This window comes from Marinoscillum pacificum (genome assembly GCF_024714495.1).
GTDB lineage: Bacteria > Bacteroidota > Bacteroidia > Cytophagales > Cyclobacteriaceae > Marinoscillum > Marinoscillum pacificum.
Genome location: NZ_JAMZMJ010000012.1, coordinates 93792 through 116990 on the forward strand (window position 1 = coordinate 93792; position 23199 = coordinate 116990).

The following is a 23199-nucleotide window of genomic DNA, read 5'->3' on the forward strand; positions in this document are numbered from 1 at the left end:
CTAAGCATCAATTATTTAATCATGGGAGAAAGTACTAAGAAAATATTAGTCGTAGATGATTCCGAAAGTATTCGTGAAGCTATCGATATGGCTCTTACTGGGGCAGGGTATCAAGTACACAAGGCAATAGATGGTTTAGATGGAGTAAAAACATTAGGAGATAAGTCATTCGATCTAGTGATTACTGATTTGAATATGCCAAACATGGACGGAATTAGTTTGGTCCAGGAAATTCGTAAAAACGACAAGAATAAATTTTTGCCAGTATTGATTTTGACTACCGAATCTCAAAACGCGAAACGGATGGAAGCTAGAAATGCTGGAGCGACTGGATGGATTGTGAAACCATTTGTTAAAGACCAACTGATCGGAGTAGTAAAGAAAGTACTTAGATAATGGATAGTGTTCGGTCGACATTTATCAACGAAGCAACAGAGCTTCTGCAGGAGCTGGACGTAGCCTTGCTTACTTTGGAAAACAATCCTAACGATACAGTAGGAGTGGAACATGTTTTTCGGGTAATGCATACGCTCAAAGGCAATAGCAAAATGTTTGACTTTGCCATGATAGGAGACGCTGTTCATGATCTGGAAACGGTATATGAGGATGTCAGAACAGGTCAGAGAGCGATATCCAAGCCGCTTTTAGACTTATCCTTTCAGACTTTAGATCATTTAAAAGCCTTACTTGACGATCCGGACTGCAAGGATGAGGCAAACAAGACTAGACATATAACATTGCTGAAGGAATTACATGCATTGAGTGCAGAAGATTCCGGACATCAAAGTGTGAGTGAAGCGCTAAGCGCTACATTTCATATATTTTTCAAACCAAGTAAATCATTCTTACTGGATGGTTCTAATCCTCTGTATGTATTGGAAGACCTGGCTCAGGTCGGAAAGGTTTTGATGATTCCTCATTTCTCTGAAGGAGATTTTTCAGTAACTGACTGTCAGACTTATTGGGATATTCTCCTCGAAACCAGTGCAGGCTTAAAAGAGATTAGAGAGGTCTTTGTGTTTGCAGAAATGAATTCAGAGATCAATGTTCAGGAATTGAATTACTCTGGACTTATTGCCAATCCTTCCTTTGCAAAAGAAGTTCTCAAAACGCGATTTGATGATACACCTCTATCTCGAGAGCAGCTTCAGGTATGGGCTGAAATGTATGGTCAGCAAACACTTAGCAAGACTACAACATTAGATAAATCAAACACTTCATCCAAGGCTTTTTCAAGTGTTAGAGTGGGGTCAGAGAAGCTGGAGGAATTGATGAATTTGGTCAGTGAATTGATCACCACTCAAGCAAGTTTGAGTTTGTTTGCAGAGCAAGCCCAAAATCAGGAATTAGAGACCATTACGGAGATATTTGAGAAGTTGTCCAGAAGATTACGTGATGTGGCTTTTGGTATGACACTTATTCCTATCAATAACTTGTTCAATCGCTTTCAGCGAATGGTTCGAGATATATCGAACGATCTAGGGAAAAATGTGAATTTGATTTCACTAGGGGGTGAGACAGAGTTGGATAAGAACATCATCGAGAGTCTTTCTGATCCATTGATGCACATCATCCGCAATAGTGTAGATCATGGTATTGAGCTTCCGGAAGTCAGAGCGGCAAAAGGAAAAAGTGAAGAAGGAAGAATTACCTTAAAGGCCTATTACTCAGGGGTGTTTGTCTATATACAGATCATTGATGATGGAAAAGGAATTGATCTGAAGTCGGTGAGACGTAAAGCATTGGAGAAGGGACTGATCCAGGAAGGCGATGAGCATACTGAATCAGAAATTTATGATTTAATCTTTCATCCAGGCTTTAGTACGAGTGAGTCGGTTACCGACCTGTCTGGTCGTGGAGTGGGAATGGATGTGGTTTATCGTACTATTCAAGGACTTAGAGGTAGTATTTCTGTTGAATCTACACTCGATGTTGGAACAACCATGACAATCAAATTACCGCTGACATTGTCAGTGATTGATGGATTATTGGTGGCAATTGGAGGGGAAAAATACTTGTTGCCTTTATCAGTTGTTGAAAAGTGCTATGAGATTGAAAATAGCCGTTTGATTAACAATTTCAATGAATTGATTGTGCTGGATGGTGTCCAATATCCTTTCATCAACCTGTCAGGAGAATTTGGTCAGCAGTTAGATCAAGCGAAAAGATCACAGATCATTCTTGTAAAAAACAACGATTCATTTGTGGCTCTTACCTGTGATCACATCATTGGTGAATATCAGGCAGTAGTCAAACCCTTAGGTAAATATTTTCAGGATCAGGATTTTGTGTCTGGAGCAACCATCCTCGGAGATGGTACCATCGCCTTAATTCTTGATTCTCAAAAAATGGTGGAGCTCTATGTGGAGCGTCATCAGCATGTTAAAAAATTGGCTTAATCAAACTAAATATGAAACACCAACCGCACGATTTTCAAAAGGCCAGTGACACAGTGAGGTCTTACTTGTCATTTAAGCTTGATGAGGAGTTTTTCTCTATCCCAGTGATGAAAGTATTGGAGATTTTGGAAGTTCCAAAGATTACTAAAGTTCCTCATTCACCGGACTTCTTGAAAGGTGTCATTAACTTGAGAGGTGCAGTATTGCCAGTGATCGATACCAGGGTAAAGTTCGGCATGACTCCTACAGAATTTGGTATTAATACGAGCATTCTGGTGTTGAGTGTTCAGCACGAAGAGGATGTTTTAACCGTAGGAATACTTGTTGATTCTGTTGTAGAGGTCTTCGAAATAGACGATAACGAAATAAAGCCGTCTCCATCAATAGGAGCGAAGTATAAAGCCGAGTTCATCGAAGGAATGATCAACTATGAAGATCAGTTCATGATGTTATTGGATATCGATCAGATATTCTCTTTGATTGAGATCCAAAATGTATTGATGAATACGGAAGAGTTGCACGAGACATCCAAAGAAAACGCTTAGTCACTACGAAGATGAAACTTAGTATTCGTAATCGTCTGATTCTTGCATTTGCATTTTGTGTGGGAATGACCCTTATCGTTTTCTTCATAAGTCGATCTAATGGGATCAAATTCCAAAATCAACTGGATGAAGTCTCAAATATTAACTTCCAGCGAGTAATTCTTGCTACAGAGCTTGCCGAAAAGGTTCAGTTCGTCACCAAAAGAGAGAAGGATTTAATCCTAACAAATGATCTTAAGGAAAAGCGAGGGTATTTGGATCAGATTAAGCAGGAGAATGAAGAAATGTCGGCGGATCTTTTAAAATTGGAATCAATTTCCAGTGCCAAAGGGGTTGCCATCATCCGTGATTTTCAATCATATTATGCTCGATATCAGAGAAATTTTGCGGAGATCAGTTCATTGTCTTTGGTTAATACTGAAGAGTCTTTGAATCAGGCTAGAATTATTTCTGCAACTGATGCTCGTTCGAATGCTCTAGGTGCAATTGATGCTATTAAGCTCATTGTAGAAAAGAATCTGGGAGAACTAGAAGAAGCAAAAATTGAGGCAGAAAATTCATTCAACCGATCAAGTTTGTTGATGATAATTGTAATTGCTGTTAGTGTATTCTTTGCAATCGTAGTATCCGTAGTAATCATTCGAGGCATATTGAATGATCTAGGTGGTGAACCGGCATATGTGGCAGGTATAGTAGGGCTTATTGCACAGGGAGATCTATCAGTTTCTTTCGAACGAACAGATGGTAAGGAGAATAAAGGTCTTCTTAAATCAGTGGAAGAAATGACGACTAAACTTCAAGAGATTATTGGTTATGTAATCAATTCAGCAAACAACATCGCTTCTGCAAGTGAACAAATGTCAGCTTCTGCTCAAGATTTGTCTCAGGGAGCCAACGAACAAGCTAGTTCCTTGGAAGAAATTTCATCATCGATGGAGGAAATGGCAAGCACTATTCAGCAAAATACTGACAACTCCAGACAGACGGAAAAAATTGCAAAACAAGCGGCAACAGATATCAACTCCAGCAATATCGCAGTTGGTAAAACGGTAAAGTCTATGTTGACTATCACAGAGAAAATTAGCATCATAGAAGAGATCACCAGACAGACTAACTTATTAGCGTTAAACGCTGCCGTAGAGGCAGCACGAGCAGGAGAGCACGGAAAAGGTTTTGCAGTAGTTGCAGCTGAGGTCAGAAAGCTCGCTGAAAGAAGTCAGATAGCTGCCACAGAAATAAATGAGGTCTCATCTGTAAGTGTCAAAGTAGCGCAGGAATCAGGTGAAATGCTTAGAAATGCCGTTCCTCATATTCAAAAAACATCAGAACTAATATTAGAAATATCGCTCAGTAGCAATGAGCAGAACAGCGGAGCCGATCAAATCAATTCAGCTTTACAACAATTCAACCAGGTTGTACAGCGCAATGCCACCACAGCAGAAGAAGTAGCTGCAGGGGCGGAAGAGTTGGGAACACAGTCGGATAAACTTAGAGAGGTAATCAGTTTCTTCAAGACCAATGATCAACATGGGTTTCATCACTTGAAGAGCTCTCTTAAAAGCAAGCAGAAACCTGTAAGTACAACACCTGGAAGAGTAAAAATAGACAAGTACGCTTTGGAATATTAAGCGTCTCACTTCCATGTATTTTCCACCAAACCACAAAAAAAGTATTAATCATGAAAAAGGTAATTGTAATTGCTACATGGCTGATTTCTCTGGGCTTTCTTACGCAAGCTCAGATTACAGCTGATGCAGAATTCCGATTTAACCCTGTCTATAGCCGAGGATTTAGACAGCCTCTTTACGAGGGAGATAAGCCTGGCTATTTCACCATGCAAAGAACACGGTTTATTGTAAATTATAATGCTCCAGAAGATTTAAAAGTAGAGGTCGTTGTTCAGGATAGAAGGTTTTGGGGTGATCAAAATGAGAGAGCTGATGTGCCAAATATGGCAATCTTCAGAGCATGGGCAGAGAAGTTCTTCACTCCAAATTTATCACTGAAACTTGGTAGACAGGGCTTGATTTACGATGATCAATACCTTTTCGGAGAACTAAACTGGGGAGGAACCCTGGCACATGATGTAGCTCTATTGAAATATGAGAGTGAGGCAGGTAAAGTTCATTTAGGTGTTGCGTATAACGCCAATAGAGGTGAGTTGAAACGTGAGCATTATGAATACAACATGCCTAAGGCCATGCAATTCCTATGGTTGCATAAAGAGCTGGGTGCGTTGAAAAGTTCCATTATGATGGTTAACTATGGTTTTGAAACAGCAGATACTGTGGTTCACTTTTCACAGACTATAGGTACTAATACTTCCTATAAAGTGAGTAAGGCGTTGACCTTAAAAGGAATCTATTACTTCCAAACTGGTGAGGATATTAACTCCCTAGATCTGAGCTCCTATTTATTGTCTGCTCAGGCACTTGTGAAAGTATCAGATAACTTATCATTCAATCTGGGTGCTGACATAAGTTCAGGTACTGCACAGTCAACATTGGCGGAGCCAGAAAACACCGTAAGCAATACATTTGAGAGACATTTCGGATTGCTTCATGCACAGTTTGGATTGCTGGATTTATTCTTCGTAAAACCTACCAATCAGGGAATCAAGGATTTCTATATAAAATCAAAAATTAAGGCGGATGCATTGAGTATTACAAATGATGTTCACGCTTTTGCGTCTGATAAAACCTTGTTACATACCACCACCGGTGAGGAGATGGATGATTTTCTGGGAGTTGAAAATGACCTTAAAGTCAGCTACAAGTTTACAAGCACTTTCAAGGCCACACTTGGTCATAGTATCATGTTTGGCACCAATAGTCTGGATCAGTTATTTGGAGGTACGCCTATCAAAGACTGCCAGTATATCTACGCTGTAATCACAGCGAAACCAAGATTATTTGAATCTAAAAACTAACTAAGAATAACGTGGATTTTAGCAACTTAAAAGTAGGAACCCGAGTACTGATCACATTCTTGATTTTGATCGTTCTCTATGTAGGTAACATTGTCTACAACCTGATAAGTATCGATAGTATACGTGGAAATGTTTCCAGTATTTACGAGAATCGATTAGTAAGTATTAGCAGTCTTTTAGAGGCTGATAGAGATGGCTACCAATCTAGAATAGCTTTTGCAGAAACATTGATCTTAGCCAGATATCAGAATGACTCATCAGAGGACATCAGAACTGGGGCCAATGAAATTCTTGCAAAGAATTTTGTGGCTATTGATGAGAATGTCCAGCAGTTAAAGGAGCGTTTTTATAAATTTAAGGGCATCTATTTGGCCGCTGGAGGCTTAAATGATGGCAATTTCCAGGATTTTGATAGAAACTATGCTTTAATTCTTGAGCACACTGCAAAAATCAACGAAGCACTTGAAAAGGGAGATATTGAGAAAGCAAGAGAGATATACTTTAGTGACTATACACGTCATTTCGAAATTCTTAGAAACGCTATTGATCAATTAACTCAGGTCAGTGCTGATGAGGCGGAGCTGGAATATATAGCAAGTCAGGAAAAGTCAGATGAAATCACACAATTAGCCATTGTCTTTTTCCTTGTGGTTCTAGGTGCGTTAATCATTTCAGGAATCTTGTTGACCAGAAATATCTTGAATCTTTTAGGGTGTGAGCCATTCGAAGCTGCTCAAATCGCTAAAAATCTGGCTAACGGTCATTTGACAATCGGTATTTCCAAGAAACGTGAAGTTGGCCTATTCAAAGACCTGAAATCCATGGTACAGAGACTGAGCAATGTGATGGAAGAAATTATTTCTGTCTCAGACAATTTGGCAAACGCATCAGATCAATTATCATCAGGAACACAGCAAATATCGCAAGGTGCCAATGAGCAGGCTTCATCGGCGGAAGAAGTAGCTTCCTCGATGGAAGAAATGTCTGTATCCATTAGTCAAAATACAGACAATGCGAAGCAAACAGAATCAATCTCGTTAAAGGCTGCTGAGGATGTGACCAAAGGCAATGATTCGGTAATGCAGACAGCAACATCAATGAAAACTATTGCTGAGAAAGTGAAAATTATCGGTGAGATCGCCAGACAGACGAATATTCTTGCATTGAATGCAGCAGTAGAAGCAGCAAGAGCTGGTGAGCATGGTCGCGGATTTGCAGTAGTAGCAGCAGAAGTGCGAAAGTTGGCAGAAAGAAGTCAAAATGCAGCTTCTGAAATAGATGAGCTATCTATAAATAGTGTAGAGATTGCTGAAAATTCAGGACAATTGCTTCAGCAAATCGTTCCGGATATTCAGAAAACAGCCCAGTTGGTGCAAGAGATTGCGGCGAGCTCTTTGGAGCAAAGTGAGTCTTCTGGTCAGGTAAATATGGCCTTGCAGCAATTGAATCAGATCGTGCAGCAAAATGCCGCTAATGCAGAGGAAATGGCAAGTAGTTCTGAGGAGCTGGCAGCTCAAGCTGATAGTTTAAAGGATTTGATCTCGTTCTTTCAGCTAGAAGGGCAAGAAAAAAGAGCTGCACAAGTCAGACGAGTAAAAGTATCTTCAAATGGGCACTATGAAAATAGACAGCCAGTATCTAAGGTTTATTCTAAAGGAGAACCTGTTATCAATGGGGTGGACATTAAGTTGGATGAGGATCCTTCTGATAGTGAATTTGTGAAGTACTAAGTCGGAAAGCGCATCACCATGAACTCTTATCAAAGTAAATTAAGCGATACAGACTTCAGTCGATTAAGTCAATACATCTATTCAAACTATGGAATCAAGATGCCTGACTCTAAGCGTCAGATGCTGCAGGCAAGGCTTCAAAAAAGATTAAGAGCAAATGAACTTACCTCTTTTGAAGATTACTGTGATTTACTTTTTGCAGGTGAGTCGAATGGGCAGGAGCTCATTCACATGATTGATGTGGTAAGTACGAATAAAACAGATTTTTTTAGGGAACCAAATCATTTTGAGTTTCTGAAAACAGTGGCTTTAGGAAGCCTTACCAGATCATCCACTTCACCATTAAAAGTATGGAGTGCAGGGTGTTCTAGTGGTGAGGAGCCGTATACCATTGCTATGGTAATTAATGAGTTTTTGGGGGCGGGAAGTATTGTTGACTTCTCGATTCTAGGTACCGATATATCAACTAGTATACTTAGAAAGGCGGTCAATGCCATTTATACAGAGGAACGCGTTTCAGGTATTCCATTAGAAGTGAAGAAAAAGTACTTCTTACGCAGCAAAGACTCTGAAAAACAATTGGTGCGCATTGTTCCTAAAGTAAGGAGTAAAGTGAAGTTTCAGCGGTTAAACTTTATGGATCCTGATTATCCATCTGTTCCGATGGATTTTGATATCGTATTCTGTAGAAATGTGCTGATTTATTTTGATAAGCCTACCCAGGAGCGAGTTATCAATCGTTTGTGTGCACATCTAAAGCCAGGAGGTTACTTTTTTCTAGGTCACTCTGAGTCCATTATGGACATGAAAGTACCCCTGAAACAAATCAAGCCTACTATTTACCAAAAGGTGAATTAAACTGTTCGCAACATGAAAGAAAAGTTAAATGACAATGAGCTGATCCAGCAACTAGAATCCAGACCTGGACTTCTGGCTAAATACCTCAATGGAAGAGAGCAGAAGTTAATGGATGAATTGATGTCAGTCAATAAAAAATTGGTAGTGGCAGAGCAAATCAAGACTGATTTTCTGTCTAACATTCGCAATGAAATTATCAACCCGATAAGCGCTTTGTTGGAGTTGTCACAGAGTCTGGTCGATCAGTCCTCTGAGCGGTCCTCACGAATTGCCTCCCTCATTTATGATGAGACCTTCCAGCTGAATTTTCAAATGACCAATATCCTGGCCTCTGCAGAGTTGGAGGCTGGTGAAGTGGAGATGAAGGTAAGTAGAGTCAATCTGAAATCACTTGTCAATAGTGTGATTAATAGCTTTAAAAAGCTATTGAAAAAAAAGAAAATGAGCATTGAGTTAATTGGTCTCAATGAGAGTCAAGTTTTTGTTACTGATTCAGAGAAGCTGAACCTGATTCTTTCGAATCTAATATCAAATGCCATTCAGTTTAGCTTCACAGGCGGAAAAATTGAAATTTCCTGTCTAGTAGAAGAAGGAACATTACATCTAAGTGTTTGTGACTTTGGAATTGGAATAAGTAAGGCAGATCAGGAAGAAGTCTTTAGTCGATTTACGCAGCTTGATAGAGGAAGTGTAAAGGCACATCCAGGTCACGGTCTAGGTTTAAGCCTAACCAAAGCTTTGCTAGAGACATTGGATGGAAAGCTGACATTAGAAAGCGAGTCAAATAAAGGAAGTGTATTTGCTATTCATGTACCAGAGCTAACAGAGAGTCTAGACTCGTCAACATTCTCATCGGTTGGCAACGAGTTTTTATTTGACGATAACGACGGAGTTTTCTAATAGCCCAATGACAGACACGCTGCAGAAATATTATTTGTTACCGAGCGGGATTTTTGTGGAGAAAGAACCTCATGTGGTGGATACAGTTTTGGGGTCATGCGTGGCAGTTTGTCTGTATGATGATCGATTGAAGGTTGGTGGAATAAATCACTATATGCTGCCTTTTTGGAATGGGCAGGGATTGGCTTCTCCCAAATATGGAAATATTGCCATGGATAAGCTGATTGAAAAAATGGAGCTAATAGGATCCAAACGTACCAATATGATTGCCAAAGTTTTTGGTGGTGCCAATCAAATGCAAAGCAGTCTTGGAGTAGGGCAGCGCAATGTAATGATGGTAAAAGACTATTTGGCAGATGCTCGAATACCAATAGTTGCAGAAAATGTCGGTGGAGAAATCGGTAGAAAGATTCGATTTAATACGAATAATGGTCAGGTGTTGATGAAGTTCTTACAAAAGCAGACTCATGATAGTTGAAAAGGTTTCTAAGTCCGTAAGGACAATTGAAAAGAAAATAAAAGTCCTAGTTATTGATGATTCTGCTTTGGTGCGCAATACACTGAGCTCTATTTATAATTCAGATGAAGAAATTGAGGTAATTGGTACTGCATCGGATCCATATGTGGCAGTAGAAATCATACGTCAGGAGGTTCCAGATGTAATCTCTCTAGATGTGGAAATGCCTAAAATGGACGGAATCACCTTTTTGTCCAAACTAATGTCACAACACCCAATTCCGGTTGTGATTCTGTCTACTCTGACAGAGAAAAGTGCAGAAAACGCCATTTTGGCTATGGAATATGGTGCGGTAGAAGTGGTCGCAAAACCAAGGTTGGGTACTCGCCAGCAATTGGAAAACGTGAAAGCGCAGCTTTGTGAAAAAATAAAAGCAGCTTCTAAAGCACACGTTAGGAGAAGAGGTATTTCTTCAAATGCTTATAAAGCACCTGCAAGAACATCGCATTCTTCTCCTATTCAGACAACAGAAAAGGTTATTGCCGTTGGTGCCTCTACTGGAGGTACGGAAGCCATTCGCGTGATGCTCTCAGAAATGCCATTGGACTGTCCCGGGATCATTATTACCCAACATATGCCGGAGGTGTTTACCACACAATTTGCCAAACGTTTGGATGAAATTTGTCCGATAAATGTCAGGGAGGCCAAGCATGGAGATACCGTGTTGAGAGGAACAGCACTGATTGCTCCAGGGAATCAACATATGTGCCTGAAGCGAAGCGGAACAAGATATTATGTAGAGCTAAACAGCCAGCCACATGTAAACAACCATCGACCAAGTATTGATGTTTTGTTTCATTCGGTAGCACAATATGCTGGTAAAAACTCGATTGGAGTATTGCTCACAGGAATGGGAGCAGATGGAGCAAAGGGTATGAAAAATATGAGAGAAATGGGAGCCTATACTGTAGCACAGGATGAGGCTTCATGTGTGGTGTATGGAATGCCAAAAGAGGCGGTCAAATTAGAGGCCGCTTCGATTTCCTTGCCATTGGATAAAATTTCAAATCATATCATTCGGAAGATATTACAGACTAATTAATCACAGAAACTATGAGTAAAACAGTTTTAATAGTTGATGATTCCATTTACATGCGAATGCTTATTAAGCAAGCGGTGGAAAAAATTGGCTACACAGTAGTAGCGGAAGCTGCCAATGGGGCTTCTGCCATTGAGTTGGCTTTAGAGCATGAGCCAGATCTTATCACCCTGGATAATGTAATGCCAGATATGTTTGGCGCTGAAGTTTTGAAAACATTCAAAGATGAAGGACTAACCTCTGAAGTAATTGTCATTTCTGCAGTTGGTCAAAAAACTGTTATTGAAAAAGAAAAAGCACTTGGTATCGCTGAATTTATTGTTAAGCCATTCACGGAGGAGCAATTAATAGATGTGATAACTAACGTGATGCAAAGTAAAGCAGCTTAATAGCTGTTTGTTTTTACTGTTTCTGGCGACTGCCTCTGTACCTCTAGAGGCAGTCTTTTTACAATACACAGTTTGATGTGATTGTAACAATGATTAGTTTGGTGGAACCATCAACCTAGTCCCTATGAGTGTCATCTTTAACAATGATGACGATATTTCGCGTATTCAAAACCGTGTAATCGATCAATTATTGATTGCGGTAAGCATTTTGGGTGCCGTAATTATCGTGCTTTCCCTTCTTGGAGTCTTTCTTTTTGGGCCTCGCGTTACCACAATTGTTCACTCTACAGTGTTTGTTTTAGTGGTCGCCATAACAATTCTGAGGCATCGATTCAGGCCTGTGGTAAAACTGGCTTTCTTGCTTACCTGTCTTGGACTGGATATTTTATATAGTGTTTACCATGACGGGTATATTTCTTCGGCCAAGATCGTAATGACCATTTTGCCGGTTTTTATCTCCTTTATCTGTCCCATTCGCAGAGCCATTTACTTTTTAGTTGTCATGGTAACGGCCTATCTAACACTAGGCTATTTGCATATCAATGGAGTTTTGGAGTCGGCGTTAGCTGCTGGTGAGTTCATCACAAGACCATTCGCCTGGATCATGGATTGTGCCATTATTGCATTCTCATCAATAGGATTGATGTATGTTGGGAAGATGTATAATCAGGCTGTTCTAGAGAACTCTGAATTGATCAAATTACAGAATGCCGAGATTTTAAACCGAGGTAAGAAGTATGAGATGCTTTTTCAAAGTTCTAACGATGCCATCATGCTCATTCGGGAGATGAAAGTGGTTGATTGTAATGAGAAGGCACTAAGCTTATATGGGTATTCAAGAGAGGAACTATTAGGAGCAAATCCCTTAATGTTGAGTCCAGCATTGCAACCTGATGGGCAAACATCAGCTAGTAAGGCAGATTATTATGGCAAAGCGGTAGCTAAAGGGGAGCCTCAATTTTTTGAGTGGCTTCATTTTAAAAAAAGCGGTGAGTCATTTAATTCTTTTTTGAGTTTGAAATTGGTAAAGCTTGAAGGATCCAGGTTTGTTCAGGCAGTGATACGTGATATCACACGACAAAAACAGATAGAGAACGAGCTGCTAAACCACCAAAATCACTTAGAGAAACTGGTGGAAGAGCGCACTTTAAAGCTAGAACAGGCTAATAAAATGCTGTCTGATGCCAACAATGAATTAAAGGAAACACTCAGTCAGCTACAGCAAACTCAAGCACAACTAGTGGAAAGTGAAAAAATGGCTTCAGTGGGTATTCTTACGGCCGGTATTAGCCATGAGATCAACAATCCACTTAATTTTATTCTTGGTGGACTGTATAAACTAAAAGATACTTTTACAAATCCTGAAGAATATGAAGATGAGGATGAGTTAGAAGAAACCAGAGTAGAAACAATCGAAATTATTGATGATGGGGTTACTCGAATTCGGGATATTGTTAAAAGCTTAAATCATTTTAACCGAGCGAACGATCGCATCATGCAGCCCTGTGACATTCATTTGATTCTGGACAATTGTCTGCGAATTTTGAATCATGAATTGATGGGCCAGCAGGTAATAAAGAACTTTTATGAAGGTGATTTGAAAGTTTATGGGAATGATGGAAAATTGCATCAAATATTTTTGAATTTAATTCATAACGCCAACCAATCAATTCTAGGCAAAGGGGAAATAGAAGTGGTCACCAGTCTGGGCAAAGAATCTCAGAAAGTACTAGTCACAGTTAAAGATAATGGTACCGGTATATCCGATGAAAACATTAATCGAGTGTTTGATCCATTCTTTACTACCAAACCACCTGGAGAAGGGGTTGGTTTAGGGCTATTTATCGTCTATCAGATTGTGAAAGATCATGAAGGTGACATCCAGATTTTCTCTGACAAATCCGGGACAAGTGTCACTATTGAATTGCCAATTGGTTAGTCCAGATTTTTCAGCCATTGGATAAGTAGGTCTGGCCAGTCAGCAAGATGATCCTTTTCTAGTGCCAGGCTGAAACCATGTCCACCTTCAGGGTAAATGTGCATTTCTGCAGGGACCTTGTTTTTGACTAATGCTTTATAGAATACTAAACTGTTCTCCACTGGCACAGCCCCATCATCAGACGCATGAAGTAAGAAGGTAGGCGGAGTATTCGTATTGACCTGCAGCTCGTTTGAGTATAATGTCACTAAATGATTAGATGGATTTTTGCCAATTAAATTGTTTCGAGAACCCATATGCGTGAATTCAGAGTTCATGGAAATAACAGGATATATCAATGCCATAAAGTCAGGTCTTGTGATTTCATCAAAATGTGTACCTAACGTAGAAGCCAAGTGACCTCCAGCGGAGAAACCCATTATGCCCACTTTGCTCCTGTCGATGTTCCAGGAAGAAGCATTTTTTCGCACTAGTTTCATGGCTTGCTGTGCATCCATTAAAGGAGATTTATGAGGATCAATATTACTCTCATTTTCAGGTAATCGATATTTTAGTACAATAGCCGCAATACCATGCCCATTTAAAAACTTGGCAACGTCAGTTCCTTCCCAATCATATGCCAATATCTGATAGCCACCACCAGGGCAAATAATGACAGCTTGACCCGTGGCATTTTGTTTGGAAGGTAAGAATACATCAATGGTAGGATTGATGACTTTGGAAATACGGACAATGTCGCTTGAGTCACTGTATTCCTCTATGCTTGTTGATTTAGAGTTTGGCACTTCATCTGGCCAAAGTGGTAAAGTAAAGTTTTGAGCAATTACAGTAAAATTTATCAGTACCAGGGTGATGGTAATAACGGTTCTCATCATTGTTGAATTTAGATGATAAAGTTAAGAGACTTCTTGATTTGCCATTAATTTGAGAAATTAATCTCGTATATGATTTATAAAAGAAAAGAACCAACTCCGGAGTTGAGTGATTTCATAGAATGTTTTTGGATTGTGGATAGCGAAGGAGATACCACGCTTTTTCCACAAAAAATCATACCTGATGGCTTTCCTGAGTTGATTTTTCACTACGGGGACCCGTATAGAATTTGCATTTCTGGAGAATGGGAGCTGCAATCCAAGAACCTTATCGCTGGTCAGATAACCAAATATTTTTATCTGGAGAATTCTGGTGTTTCAGGGATGATCGGAGTGAAGATGAAACCCTGGGCAATCCATTCATTGTTTGGCTTGAACATGGCATCGTTGGTGGATAAAGTTTGGAGACTTGAAGAAATAGTTCCGGATTTCGTTTGTCCAGAACCTGCTCTTCACAGCTTTGATGAGTTTTGTGTTGCCATTGAATCATTGATTTTGAGTCGAAAGCCAAATGAATCTCGTGTCAAACGAGGAGTAGAGGCCATACAGTTGAATCATGGTATGTTGGATTTGTCTTATTTGTCCAGTCAAATAGGTGTTGGCGAGCGTCAATTGGAGAGGTTGTTCAAAAATGAGATTGGATTAAGTCCAAAATTCTATGCAAGAATTATTCGCTTAAGCTACATTTTCCAGCAAGTGGAAGAAGGTGACTATGGCTGGGCTCAATTGGCTTATCAGGCCGGATTTACGGATCAAAGCCACCTCATCAAGAACTTTAAGGAATTTACAGGTGAGGACCCTTCGAAGTACGATTTTGATCACCCTGATATGGCTAATTTCTTTATGAGGAAGTGATGTCGGTTTTTTACTAGATCAATTTTTGGAAGCATCCTTTATTTGACGTTAAAAAACTATGAGAGCTATACTAATGCTTGCGGGTCTGACACTTTTCATTTCTTGTTCTGGGCAAAGTGACATGTCGATAAAAGAAATTGCCTGGATGATGGGCAATTGGGAGCGGACTGACCTAAAACCAGGAAAAAAAGGTTATGAGATTTGGTCATTGGAAAATGCGGATTTGGTAGGTATGGGGGTTTCCATCACTGGAAGTGATACCACTTTTGTTGAAAAGCTAAGAATTGAACTGGTTAACAATGTTTTCTATTATGTTGCTGAAGTTCCTGGTAATTCGGAGCCAACCAGATTTGAGGTTACAGTTTTGAGGCAGAATTACCTAAAATGTGAAAATCCAACTCATGACTTTCCTAAAGAAATTATCTATGAGCGAGATGGTGAACGACTGACAGCTATTATTGCTGCCGGCCAAAAAAAGATGTCCTTTGCTTTCAGGGAAATGAAATAGATGTACAACTTTTCATCTATATCTGCCGCCTAACACCAATGAAAGCATGGTTGTGAGTGTCCTTCTCAGGGTATATATAAATGATAATATTGATCTATTGATTTGTTAGAAATGGATTAAGCTGACCATTCGTTTTGTGAGGTATGGACTGTTCACTCATTGGAATGGATAGGTCTTAAATTAAGGATTTGAAGAATATTCTTTTGTCAATCTTTAAAATGCTTATACTTTCTCCTACCTTCGTACCTTCATTTTTAGGGTATGAGACAGAAGTTATTAAGAGACGGAGCTAGTGAATTGTCTTATGAAATTCGCGGAATAGTAAAGAAGGCGGAACAACTGGAGCAACTTGGTTATGAGATTCTTTGGGAAAATATTGGCGACCCAATCCAAAAGAACCATAAGTTGCCTGAATGGATGAAGGATATCATAGCCGGCTTGCTTTATGAAGATAATACTTATGGATACAGTCATTCTAAAGGAGTATTGTCAACGCGTCAATTTTTAGCTGACCTTAACAATAAGCGTGATGGAGTACAGATTGGGGCTCAGGACATTACTTTTTTCAATGGCCTTGGCGATGCAATTCAAAAGATCTATCAATACCTATTACCCACATCACGAGTAATAGGGCCGTCTCCAGCATACTCAACCCACTCTTCTGCCGAAGCAGCGCATGCCAACCATCATCCGATGACTTATAAGTTGGATCCAGATAACTCCTGGTATCCGGATATGGATGATTTATATAATAAGGTAAAGTATAACCCTAGCATTGTGGGGATACTTATCATCAATCCGGATAACCCAACGGGAATGGTGTATCCGAAGCATATCCTACAGCGAATGGTGGATATCGCTAAAGAATTTAACCTGTTCCTGATCTGTGATGAGATCTACATGAACATCATCTACAATGGCGCTGAGACGTGTACGCTAGCTGAGGTGGTTGGCGATGTGCCAGCCATTTCATTGAAAGGTATTTCCAAAGAATTCCCTTGGCCAGGTGCCCGCTGTGGGTGGGCCGAATATTACAATCGTACTAGTGATACAGAGTTTTCAAGACTTTGTGATACCATTGACAATGCAAAAATGATCGAGGTGAGTTCTACCAAGCTACCTCAGTTGTCTATTCCCAGAATCATGCAGGATGACAGATATCCTCAGTTTATTGCAGAGACGAAGGAAAAAATTGGTAGAAGAAGCGCTTACTTGAATGAAGTATTCAAGGATGTACCTTACGTGAAATTCAATCAAACCAATGGTGCATTTTATAACACCATGATTTTTGAAAAGGACGTGCTGAAAGAAGGACAAAAATTGAAGATTGATGACCCTAAAGTACAGGCGCTTTTAGATAATTGGTTGGATAGTACGACCATGACTCAGGATAAACGATTTGTATATTACTTGTTAGCAGCCAAACAAGTGTGTATCGTTCCAATTTCCTCGTTTGCCTCTGATCTTCTAGGCTTCCGATTGACATTGCTTGAGGAAGATGAAGAATTGATTGCAAAAACCTTCAATAGAATCAAAGAAGGCGTAATCGAATACTGCGAGTCAGTTTAATTTAAATTGGCAAGAAATTCTTCTGCATTCATAACCGGAAGTGAAGAGGATTTGAAGTCTTTCTGATTTCTGGTTATAATGATATCAGCCTTGAATTCTGTGGCAGAGAAGTACTGCAAAGCATCTTCAAAATCCCTGAAATCGGAATTGAGTGATAGTTCTATGATTTTGCTGTTCAAATCAAGAATAGTGGTTAGCGATTTTAGATTTCTCAATATTTGACGTGTTTTCACGTCTGTTAATTGCTGAGATAAAATGTAGTAAGTGTTGGCGAAAGAAAGAGATGATACCATCAACGTTACTCTGCCACGATCTGCTAGTGAAAAGAGCTTGCTTGCTGCGTTATAGAATGGGGCTCTCTGTGAGAGAAGATCAATAATAATGTTGGTGTCAACTAAAAGTCTGCTCATTGGTATTTCTTATCCAGAAACTTTGTGTATTCCAGTTGATCTTCATCCTGAGGGATTTCAATTACACCAGATAAGCTTTTTACCAGAGGGGTTATTTCTTGATCATATGGATTTTGGGTAACAGCTAGTAAATAGTTTTCCACCATTTTGGAAACGCTAGTTTGATGCTTTTTGGCATACTTTTTCGCTTCCTCTATGATGCTGCTTTCTAGCTTAAGTGTCAATTTAGAATCCATTATACGTGCTTAATTTTATAATAGATACGTATAAAAATAAATAGAAGTTGCTAATTAATCAAAAATCACTGTCTTGTTGTTGTGAACCAGGGCTTTTCGTTCCAAATGGGTCCAAATAGCCCTGGACAACACGATCTTTTCCAGGTCTTTCCCTTTGCGAATCAAGTCTTCGACTGTGTCTTTGTGCGTGATTTTGGCGACATCTTGTTCTAAAATTGGACCAGCATCTAGATCGGCAGTGACGTAGTGACTTGTAGCTCCTATGATTTTTACACCACGCTCGTATGCTCGATGATAAGGCTTTGCTCCTGCAAATGCTGGTAAGAAGCTATGATGAATATTGATGATTTTGTTAGGATAGCTCTTGATGAAATTATCACTTAGGATTTGCATATACCTTGCGAGTATCATGAAGTCTATATCCAATTCTGTGAGCAAAGTCATCTGAGCCCGCTCTACTTCAGATTTGTTTTCCTTGTTGATTTCAAAGAAGTAAAAAGGGATTCCGTATCTCTGAGCTAGCTCTTCATGCATTTTGTGATTGGAGATGATCGCCGGAATTTCTACTTGCCACTCACCAGAATAGTGTCTGGATAAAATGTCATACAAACAATGGGAAGCTTTGGATACGAAGACGGCCATTCTAGGCTTACGATCTGTAAAATGCAATTGCCACTGCATTTCATATTCATTGGCTATTTGGTTGGCAAAGGCATCTCGAATGTCTTCTTTAGGAATGTCAAAAGCATCAAGTTCCCACTCCACACGCATGAAAAAGACACCATCTGATTTGTCAACGTGCTCATCCAGGTCAATGATGTTCCCATTGTGCTCAAACAAGAAATGTGTGATCGTACTGATAAGACCTTTACGGTCATTACAGTGAATTAATAAAATAGCGTGATTTTTCAGGCCCATATCCAATCAATTAGCAACAAAAAACGGGGTCTGTTTATTCTTGGGATGGTAAATCTATATTAGCTCTGGGATAAATCGGGTAGTTTCCAGTGGTATTTTACAGCTAGCACTCTGAAACTTACTATGAAAGAAACGGTGATCAATACATTGACAATTTGTTCTACTCCAAAGTGCTCCATGATGGCATAAATAATCCCTCCTGCGATACAGGTAAGTGCATAAATCTCTTGTCTAAAAATCAATGGAATATCGTTGCAGACTATGTCTCTAATCACTCCACCAAATACGGCTGATACCATCCCCATCATGATAGCGATTACTGGATGAACACCAAAAGTCAGAGCCTTCTGTAGTCCTAAAACTGTAAAAACGGCAATTCCTACTGTGTCGAATATGAAAAATGTTCTTCGAAGCTTCATGACTGTTTTGCCAAAGAATAAGGAGATAATCAGGCCAGAACCGATCATGATTAGGTAAATGATGTCTTTCATCCAGCCAACGGGGGTACTGCCTAGAAGTAAATCTCTTACCGTACCACCACCTATTGCTGTGATGAAGCCTACAGCAGCTATGCCGAACATGTCAAGCTTTTTATCTCGACCTGCCAGCGCACCACTGATGGCAAAAACCATAGTTCCGATGATATCGATAAAATAAAGAATGTTCACAGAAACGAAGGTAAGGGTTCAATTGGTCTTTTTAATGAAATCGAGATTCCTTTTCAATCCCCCAAACTTTGTTCGCTTAACTGCAGATTTTTTAAAGACTTTTTGGAACACTTCTTCAGTCATTTCTTCCCAGTCTCTGGAATTAAACCCTTCCCAACCTTGAGGTTGAAATTTGGGTTCATTGTGAGGTTTTGAAAAACGATTCCATGGACATACCTCTTGACAAATGTCACATCCAAATGCCCAGTTTTCCATTTTGTCTTTGAATTCATTCGGAATTTCCTCTTTTAGCTCAATAGTCAGGTAAGAGATACACCTGCTACCATCGATTACATATGGCTGAGGAATGGCATCGGTGGGGCAGGCATCCTGACAGGCGGTACAGGTACCGCAGTAATCTTTAATAGGGCCATCTGATTCTAGTTCCAGATCAATGATCAATTCAGCAAGGAAAAAGAAGCTACCCATATTCCGATTAAGTAACAGGGAGTTTTTTCCAATCCATCCTAAGCCACTTTTGGCAGCCCATTGACGCTCCATTACTGGAGCACTATCTACAAATGCTCTTCCTTCTACCTGTCCAACCTCTTCGGTTAATCGTAGGGTAAACTCTTTCAGTTTGTCCTTTATGACATGGTGATAATCTTGCCCATAGGCATACTTGGCAATTTTAGGGCCTGCCTCAGATTGGTGTGTCTTTTGTGGAGAGTAATTGTAAATAAGTGATACCACAGATTTTGCTCCAGGAACAAGTTTGGATGGATCCAGCCTTTTGTCAAAATGGTTTTCTAGGTATCCCATTTGACCATGGTAGCCTTTTTTGAGCCATTCTTCAAGTTTAGGAGCCTCTTGTTCTAGAAATTCTGCTTTAGAAATGCCGCAAAATGAAAATCCCAGCTCTGTTGCTATCGATTTAATTACTTCTGTATTGCTGTGGATACTCACAGCTCAAAGTTATTTCTTATCTGAATGACCTAAACTTTTTTGAGGTGCAATTTTGTCACGAACTAGTTGCTTGAGCTCAGTGATTTCAGGAAAACGCCCTTCCTCTTTTCTGGAAAAGATTAATTCTCCATCTGCATAGATATTGTAAATACCACCTGTATTTTGTTTGAGAGTCACTTCTTCCAGCTCATCAGAAAAAGTAGTGAGTAGCTCTTGAGCCATCCAGGTTGCTCGCATCATCCAGCGACAAAGCTTACAGTATTCTATCGTTACGTTATGCATTATGTGTTGAAAATAATAGATTATAATAGTATAATGACATTTCCATTGAATTAAAGTCTCAATAGAGACTACTTAATATTAAGTATTTTCAGGGTCAAATTTTCATCCAAAGGGCAGGATGGCTAACATTACAGGATTATGCGACTTGGTGGACCACTTTTCTTGGCATTTATTCTCCTTTCCGGATCAATATTGGCACAGCAAAAAATAGATAGCCTGCTTGCAGTCAGCGATGATTCTGTTGGAATTGAATTGGCTCAAGAGGCTTATGAAAAAGCTCTTGCCCTAAGTATAGAAACCAAGGACTATTCCAGATCTGGTCTTGCGGAGAAGAAGTTGGGAGAGCTGTTTGATAAACACTCCCAAAAGGATAATGCCAGCACACATTTTTTTAAAGCTTTAGCATATTTTCAGCAGGTTGAAAATACTTTAGAAATAGGTAGGGTGTATCAGCAGATCAGTAATAACTACTATTTAAAGGGTAAAAATGATAGTGCGACTACCTACATTCTCAAATCTTTGGATATAGTTAAAAAGTACGGAACCAAGCTCGATATAATGAAGTCTTTAAATACTAAGGCCAATATTTATACATCGGTTCAGCAATATACAAAGGCAATAGAGTTCTATGAAGAGGCCTTAGCTGTAAGTCCGGAGGATGAGTTTCATGCTGTGATATTTGCAAATATGGCCATGAGTTATGCGTATTTGAGAGAATATGATCTGGCTTTGAAATGTGTTGACTTGGGACTACAAGCTTGTGTTGACTCAGATGATGAATCCACTAAATACTTATTGCTCAGTCGAAAAACAATGGTTTTTCAGCGGGCAGAACAGCTTGATAGCGCAGAGATGTATGGGTTAATTGTTTTGGCTTATTCAGAAGAAAATGATCCTAAAATTGACTTGATGGTTAATTACAACCAGATGGGATTGATATATGTGAAACAAGAAAAATATGCTCTAGCCCAACAATATTATGAGAAAAGTTTAAAAGTAGCTGAAGAGTTGAAGTTTGACAGGATTCACTACATCGTGGCAAATATCTCCTATGTTGCAAAAGGTAGAGGTGATTATGAAGATGCGTATAATTACTTGTACAGACATCTGGAGATGAGAGATAGCCTTGATCAGCTGGAGGAAGATGAGAATTTTAAAGACCTATTGGTCAAATATGAAGCTGCGGAGCGAGAACAGCAGATTATTAAATTGAAGAATGAGAAGCTGATTCAACAGGTTATTGTAATTATCGCCGTGGTGGTTCTGATTGCATTGCTAATACTTCTAATTGTTTATAGGCAAAAAATGAAAGCCACTAAATTAGTTGTGGAGCAGAGTAAAGAATTGAATAAGGTAAAAACTCGCGAACTAAAGCAAGAGAATGAATTAAAGCAGATCAAAGCACGCATAGAAGGTCAGGAAAAAGAACGACTTAGAATTGCTAAAGAATTGCATGATAGTATTGCTGGCAATCTGGCAGGTATCAAGCTTGGCTTATCTCGAATATCAGAAAACTATTCTGATGATCAGGCAATTGCTCAAATTAAGAGCAATATTGATCAGACGTATAACGAAGTAAGGTCAATATCAACTAATTTATCTCCACTTAAAACGTCAGATTTTACCTTTCTAGAAATGGTGAAAAGGTATGTAGAAGGTATGAGTCATCTTCATGGGTTTGAGTTAGTATTTGATGATAATACCACTTCAGATTTACTGAGCTTGACAGATGAACTAAAACTGGAGTTGTATCGTGTTTTTCAGGAGTTGATCAATAATATTGTTAAACACTCCAATGCGACGCTGGTTGAAATCTCCATAAATGAATTGGAAGATCAATTGAACGTCATCATTGAAGATGATGGTTGTGGGTTTGATGAATCTCAAATCACTGAAGGAATGGGTTTGAAAAATATAGCTTCAAGAGTAGCTATTTTAAAGGGTGAGTTTCATATAGATTCTAAACCAGGCAGGGGAACCATTACGAATATTGATATTCCATTCTTGGAAAACAACATGCGGTATGCTTAAAGAAAAGATAAGAATCGTGCTGGTGGATGATCATCCAATGTTTCTCAATGGGCTTAGTGCCTTATTGAAATCAGATCCGCTCATCGAAGTGGTGGCTACAGCAGGTGGTGGTGAAGAGGCTTTGAATATATTGGCCACTCATACGGTGGATGTACTAGTTACTGATATTAGCATGCCTGAGATGGATGGAATAAAGTTGAACTCTGTTGTGAAAGCCAAATACCCTAATGTTAAAACTCTCGTTCTGAGTACCCACAATGACCCTGAGCGTATCTCTAAACTTATTCAAAAAGATGTAGATGGGTATTTGCTGAAAAACGCCGAAAAGGAAGAGTTTGTGGTTGCACTGGCTGAGCTGCAAAATGGCAAAAAATACTTCTCACCAGAAGTCAAAGAAAAGTATGTAAACAGCCTTTTTGAGTCCAAACCAGAACCTCAAGTTAAGCTTAGCAGACGAGAAAAAGAAATACTGAAATACCTGGTGAAAGAACTAACTGCCAAAGAGATTGGTGAAGCCTTATTTATTTCTGCTCATACAGTGAATACGCACAAAAAAAACCTTATGGCCAAGTTAAATGCCAAGAATTCTGCAGGTTTAATCACCTATGCCATGAAGCATGGGTTGGTTGATTAACTGCTTGTTATTTAGCTGATTAAGCT

24 protein-coding genes are annotated in these 23199 nt (G+C 39.4%); 17 read left to right on the top strand and 7 right to left on the bottom strand.

From position 1 onward, the window contains the following. The first annotated feature begins 21 nt into the window (after positions 1-21). From NXS00_RS21260 to NXS00_RS21315, 12 genes are all read left to right on the top strand, one after another. Entirely contained in the window at positions 22-396 is a 375-nt protein-coding gene (locus NXS00_RS21260; RefSeq protein ID WP_258101291.1) for a response regulator, read from the top strand. Further along, positions 396-2399, top strand: a complete 2004-nt coding sequence (locus NXS00_RS21265) for a chemotaxis protein CheA (RefSeq protein ID WP_258101292.1) — start codon at positions 396-398, stop codon at positions 2397-2399. Before NXS00_RS21260 ends, NXS00_RS21265 begins: the two co-directional genes overlap by 1 nt. An 11-nt stretch (positions 2400-2410) precedes the next feature. Next, the gene (locus tag NXS00_RS21270) at positions 2411-2944 is read left to right on the top strand and encodes a chemotaxis protein CheW (RefSeq protein ID WP_258101293.1); all 534 of its coding nucleotides are present in this window, start codon (positions 2411-2413) and stop codon (positions 2942-2944) included. An 11-nt stretch (positions 2945-2955) separates the two neighbouring features. Continuing rightward, positions 2956-4572: a methyl-accepting chemotaxis protein gene (locus NXS00_RS21275; RefSeq protein ID WP_258101294.1), complete on the top strand. Its 1617-nt coding sequence runs from the start codon at positions 2956-2958 to the stop codon at positions 4570-4572. Between the two features lie 50 nt (positions 4573-4622). Continuing rightward, positions 4623-5873, top strand: a complete 1251-nt coding sequence (locus NXS00_RS21280; RefSeq protein ID WP_258101295.1) for an alginate export family protein — start codon at positions 4623-4625, stop codon at positions 5871-5873. 11 nt (positions 5874-5884) lie between these two features. Continuing rightward, positions 5885-7603, top strand: coding sequence for a methyl-accepting chemotaxis protein (locus NXS00_RS21285; RefSeq protein WP_258101296.1), 1719 nt, complete (start codon positions 5885-5887; stop codon positions 7601-7603). An 18-nt stretch (positions 7604-7621) separates the two neighbouring features. Further along, the gene (locus tag NXS00_RS21290; RefSeq protein ID WP_258101297.1) at positions 7622-8461 is read left to right on the top strand and encodes a CheR family methyltransferase; all 840 of its coding nucleotides are present in this window, start codon (positions 7622-7624) and stop codon (positions 8459-8461) included. 12 nt (positions 8462-8473) lie between these two features. After that, positions 8474-9361, top strand: coding sequence for a sensor histidine kinase (locus NXS00_RS21295; RefSeq protein WP_258101298.1), 888 nt, complete (start codon positions 8474-8476; stop codon positions 9359-9361). A 7-nt stretch (positions 9362-9368) separates the two neighbouring features. Then, positions 9369-9839: a chemotaxis protein CheD gene (locus NXS00_RS21300; RefSeq protein ID WP_258101299.1), complete on the top strand. Its 471-nt coding sequence runs from the start codon at positions 9369-9371 to the stop codon at positions 9837-9839. Beyond that, positions 9829-10920 (top strand): protein-glutamate methylesterase/protein-glutamine glutaminase, encoded by a 1092-nt coding sequence (locus NXS00_RS21305; protein WP_258101300.1) that lies wholly within the window; start codon positions 9829-9831, stop codon positions 10918-10920. Before NXS00_RS21300 ends, NXS00_RS21305 begins: the two co-directional genes overlap by 11 nt. Before the next feature lie 11 nt (positions 10921-10931). After that, positions 10932-11306, top strand: coding sequence for a response regulator (locus tag NXS00_RS21310; protein ID WP_258101301.1), 375 nt, complete (start codon positions 10932-10934; stop codon positions 11304-11306). 124 nt (positions 11307-11430) lie between these two features. Then, positions 11431-13245, top strand: coding sequence for a PAS domain-containing sensor histidine kinase (locus NXS00_RS21315; RefSeq protein WP_258101302.1), 1815 nt, complete (start codon positions 11431-11433; stop codon positions 13243-13245). Here the strand turns inward: NXS00_RS21315 and NXS00_RS21320 are convergent. Further along, a complete protein-coding gene (locus tag NXS00_RS21320; RefSeq protein ID WP_258101303.1) occupies positions 13242-14120 on the bottom strand; it encodes an alpha/beta hydrolase in 879 nt (292 codons plus the stop codon). The two genes, NXS00_RS21315 and NXS00_RS21320, sit on opposite strands and share 4 nt — an antisense overlap. Positions 14121-14189: 69 nt before the next feature. On the opposite strand from NXS00_RS21320, the gene NXS00_RS21325 reads away from it, so the two are divergent. The 3 genes from NXS00_RS21325 to NXS00_RS21335 all read left to right on the top strand — a co-directional run bounded on the left by NXS00_RS21325 (position 14190) and on the right by NXS00_RS21335 (position 17049). Then, complete coding sequence (locus tag NXS00_RS21325) at positions 14190-14972, top strand: helix-turn-helix transcriptional regulator (protein WP_258101304.1); 783 nt, start codon at positions 14190-14192, stop codon at positions 14970-14972. A gap of 58 nt (positions 14973-15030) precedes the next feature. Next, positions 15031-15480, top strand: coding sequence for a DUF6265 family protein (locus NXS00_RS21330; protein ID WP_258101305.1), 450 nt, complete (start codon positions 15031-15033; stop codon positions 15478-15480). A gap of 261 nt (positions 15481-15741) precedes the next feature. Further along, entirely contained in the window at positions 15742-17049 is a 1308-nt protein-coding gene (locus NXS00_RS21335; RefSeq protein WP_258101306.1) for a pyridoxal phosphate-dependent aminotransferase, read from the top strand. Here NXS00_RS21335 and NXS00_RS21340 read toward each other — a convergent pair. Genes NXS00_RS21340 through NXS00_RS21365 form a run of 6 tightly spaced genes read right to left on the bottom strand, consistent with a single transcriptional unit; the run spans position 17046 to position 20508 of the window. After that, entirely contained in the window at positions 17046-17459 is a 414-nt protein-coding gene (locus NXS00_RS21340) for a PIN domain-containing protein (RefSeq protein WP_258101307.1), read from the bottom strand. The two genes, NXS00_RS21335 and NXS00_RS21340, sit on opposite strands and share 4 nt — an antisense overlap. After that, complete coding sequence (locus NXS00_RS21345) at positions 17456-17695, bottom strand: DUF6364 family protein (protein ID WP_258101308.1); 240 nt, start codon at positions 17693-17695, stop codon at positions 17456-17458. Before NXS00_RS21345 ends, NXS00_RS21340 begins: the two co-directional genes overlap by 4 nt. A gap of 54 nt (positions 17696-17749) precedes the next feature. After that, a complete protein-coding gene (gene purU / locus NXS00_RS21350) occupies positions 17750-18613 on the bottom strand; it encodes a formyltetrahydrofolate deformylase (protein WP_258101309.1) in 864 nt (287 codons plus the stop codon). A 59-nt stretch (positions 18614-18672) separates the two neighbouring features. Next, positions 18673-19281: a trimeric intracellular cation channel family protein gene (locus NXS00_RS21355; RefSeq protein ID WP_258101310.1), complete on the bottom strand. Its 609-nt coding sequence runs from the start codon at positions 19279-19281 to the stop codon at positions 18673-18675. Between the two features lie 18 nt (positions 19282-19299). Continuing rightward, positions 19300-20226, bottom strand: coding sequence for a tRNA epoxyqueuosine(34) reductase QueG (queG, locus tag NXS00_RS21360; protein ID WP_258101311.1), 927 nt, complete (start codon positions 20224-20226; stop codon positions 19300-19302). Between the two features lie 9 nt (positions 20227-20235). After that, positions 20236-20508 (bottom strand): Rdx family protein, encoded by a 273-nt coding sequence (locus tag NXS00_RS21365; protein ID WP_258101312.1) that lies wholly within the window; start codon positions 20506-20508, stop codon positions 20236-20238. Positions 20509-20646: 138 nt separating this feature from the next. On the opposite strand from NXS00_RS21365, the gene NXS00_RS21370 reads away from it, so the two are divergent. Next, positions 20647-22539, top strand: a complete 1893-nt coding sequence (locus NXS00_RS21370; RefSeq protein WP_258101313.1) for a tetratricopeptide repeat-containing sensor histidine kinase — start codon at positions 20647-20649, stop codon at positions 22537-22539. Continuing rightward, on the top strand, positions 22532-23173 hold the full coding sequence (locus tag NXS00_RS21375) for a response regulator transcription factor (protein ID WP_258101314.1): 642 nt from the start codon (positions 22532-22534) through the stop codon (positions 23171-23173). Before NXS00_RS21370 ends, NXS00_RS21375 begins: the two co-directional genes overlap by 8 nt. The last annotated feature ends 26 nt before the right edge of the window (positions 23174-23199 follow it).

What these genes read in the sequence shown, in the direction of transcription:
- NXS00_RS21260 (WP_258101291.1), top strand. Translation starts at nt 22, where the DNA reads ATGGGAGAAAGTACTAAGAAAATATTAGTCGTAGATGATTCCGAAAGT.
- NXS00_RS21265 (WP_258101292.1), top strand. Translation starts at nt 396, where the DNA reads ATGGATAGTGTTCGGTCGACATTTATCAACGAAGCAACAGAGCTTCTG.
- NXS00_RS21270 (WP_258101293.1), top strand. Translation starts at nt 2,411, where the DNA reads ATGAAACACCAACCGCACGATTTTCAAAAGGCCAGTGACACAGTGAGG.
- NXS00_RS21275 (WP_258101294.1), top strand. Translation starts at nt 2,956, where the DNA reads ATGAAACTTAGTATTCGTAATCGTCTGATTCTTGCATTTGCATTTTGT.
- NXS00_RS21280 (WP_258101295.1), top strand. Translation starts at nt 4,623, where the DNA reads ATGAAAAAGGTAATTGTAATTGCTACATGGCTGATTTCTCTGGGCTTT.
- NXS00_RS21290 (WP_258101297.1), top strand. Translation starts at nt 7,622, where the DNA reads ATGAACTCTTATCAAAGTAAATTAAGCGATACAGACTTCAGTCGATTA.
- NXS00_RS21295 (WP_258101298.1), top strand. Translation starts at nt 8,474, where the DNA reads ATGAAAGAAAAGTTAAATGACAATGAGCTGATCCAGCAACTAGAATCC.
- NXS00_RS21300 (WP_258101299.1), top strand. Translation starts at nt 9,369, where the DNA reads ATGACAGACACGCTGCAGAAATATTATTTGTTACCGAGCGGGATTTTT.
- NXS00_RS21305 (WP_258101300.1), top strand. Translation starts at nt 9,829, where the DNA reads ATGATAGTTGAAAAGGTTTCTAAGTCCGTAAGGACAATTGAAAAGAAA.
- NXS00_RS21310 (WP_258101301.1), top strand. Translation starts at nt 10,932, where the DNA reads ATGAGTAAAACAGTTTTAATAGTTGATGATTCCATTTACATGCGAATG.
- NXS00_RS21315 (WP_258101302.1), top strand. Translation starts at nt 11,431, where the DNA reads ATGAGTGTCATCTTTAACAATGATGACGATATTTCGCGTATTCAAAAC.
- NXS00_RS21320 (WP_258101303.1), bottom strand. Translation starts at nt 14,120, where the DNA reads ATGATGAGAACCGTTATTACCATCACCCTGGTACTGATAAATTTTACT.
- NXS00_RS21325 (WP_258101304.1), top strand. Translation starts at nt 14,190, where the DNA reads ATGATTTATAAAAGAAAAGAACCAACTCCGGAGTTGAGTGATTTCATA.
- NXS00_RS21330 (WP_258101305.1), top strand. Translation starts at nt 15,031, where the DNA reads ATGAGAGCTATACTAATGCTTGCGGGTCTGACACTTTTCATTTCTTGT.
- NXS00_RS21335 (WP_258101306.1), top strand. Translation starts at nt 15,742, where the DNA reads ATGAGACAGAAGTTATTAAGAGACGGAGCTAGTGAATTGTCTTATGAA.
- NXS00_RS21340 (WP_258101307.1), bottom strand. Translation starts at nt 17,459, where the DNA reads ATGAGCAGACTTTTAGTTGACACCAACATTATTATTGATCTTCTCTCA.
- NXS00_RS21345 (WP_258101308.1), bottom strand. Translation starts at nt 17,695, where the DNA reads ATGGATTCTAAATTGACACTTAAGCTAGAAAGCAGCATCATAGAGGAA.
- purU (WP_258101309.1), bottom strand. Translation starts at nt 18,613, where the DNA reads ATGGGCCTGAAAAATCACGCTATTTTATTAATTCACTGTAATGACCGT.
- NXS00_RS21365 (WP_258101312.1), bottom strand. Translation starts at nt 20,508, where the DNA reads ATGCATAACGTAACGATAGAATACTGTAAGCTTTGTCGCTGGATGATG.
- NXS00_RS21370 (WP_258101313.1), top strand. Translation starts at nt 20,647, where the DNA reads ATGCGACTTGGTGGACCACTTTTCTTGGCATTTATTCTCCTTTCCGGA.
- NXS00_RS21375 (WP_258101314.1), top strand. Translation starts at nt 22,532, where the DNA reads ATGCTTAAAGAAAAGATAAGAATCGTGCTGGTGGATGATCATCCAATG.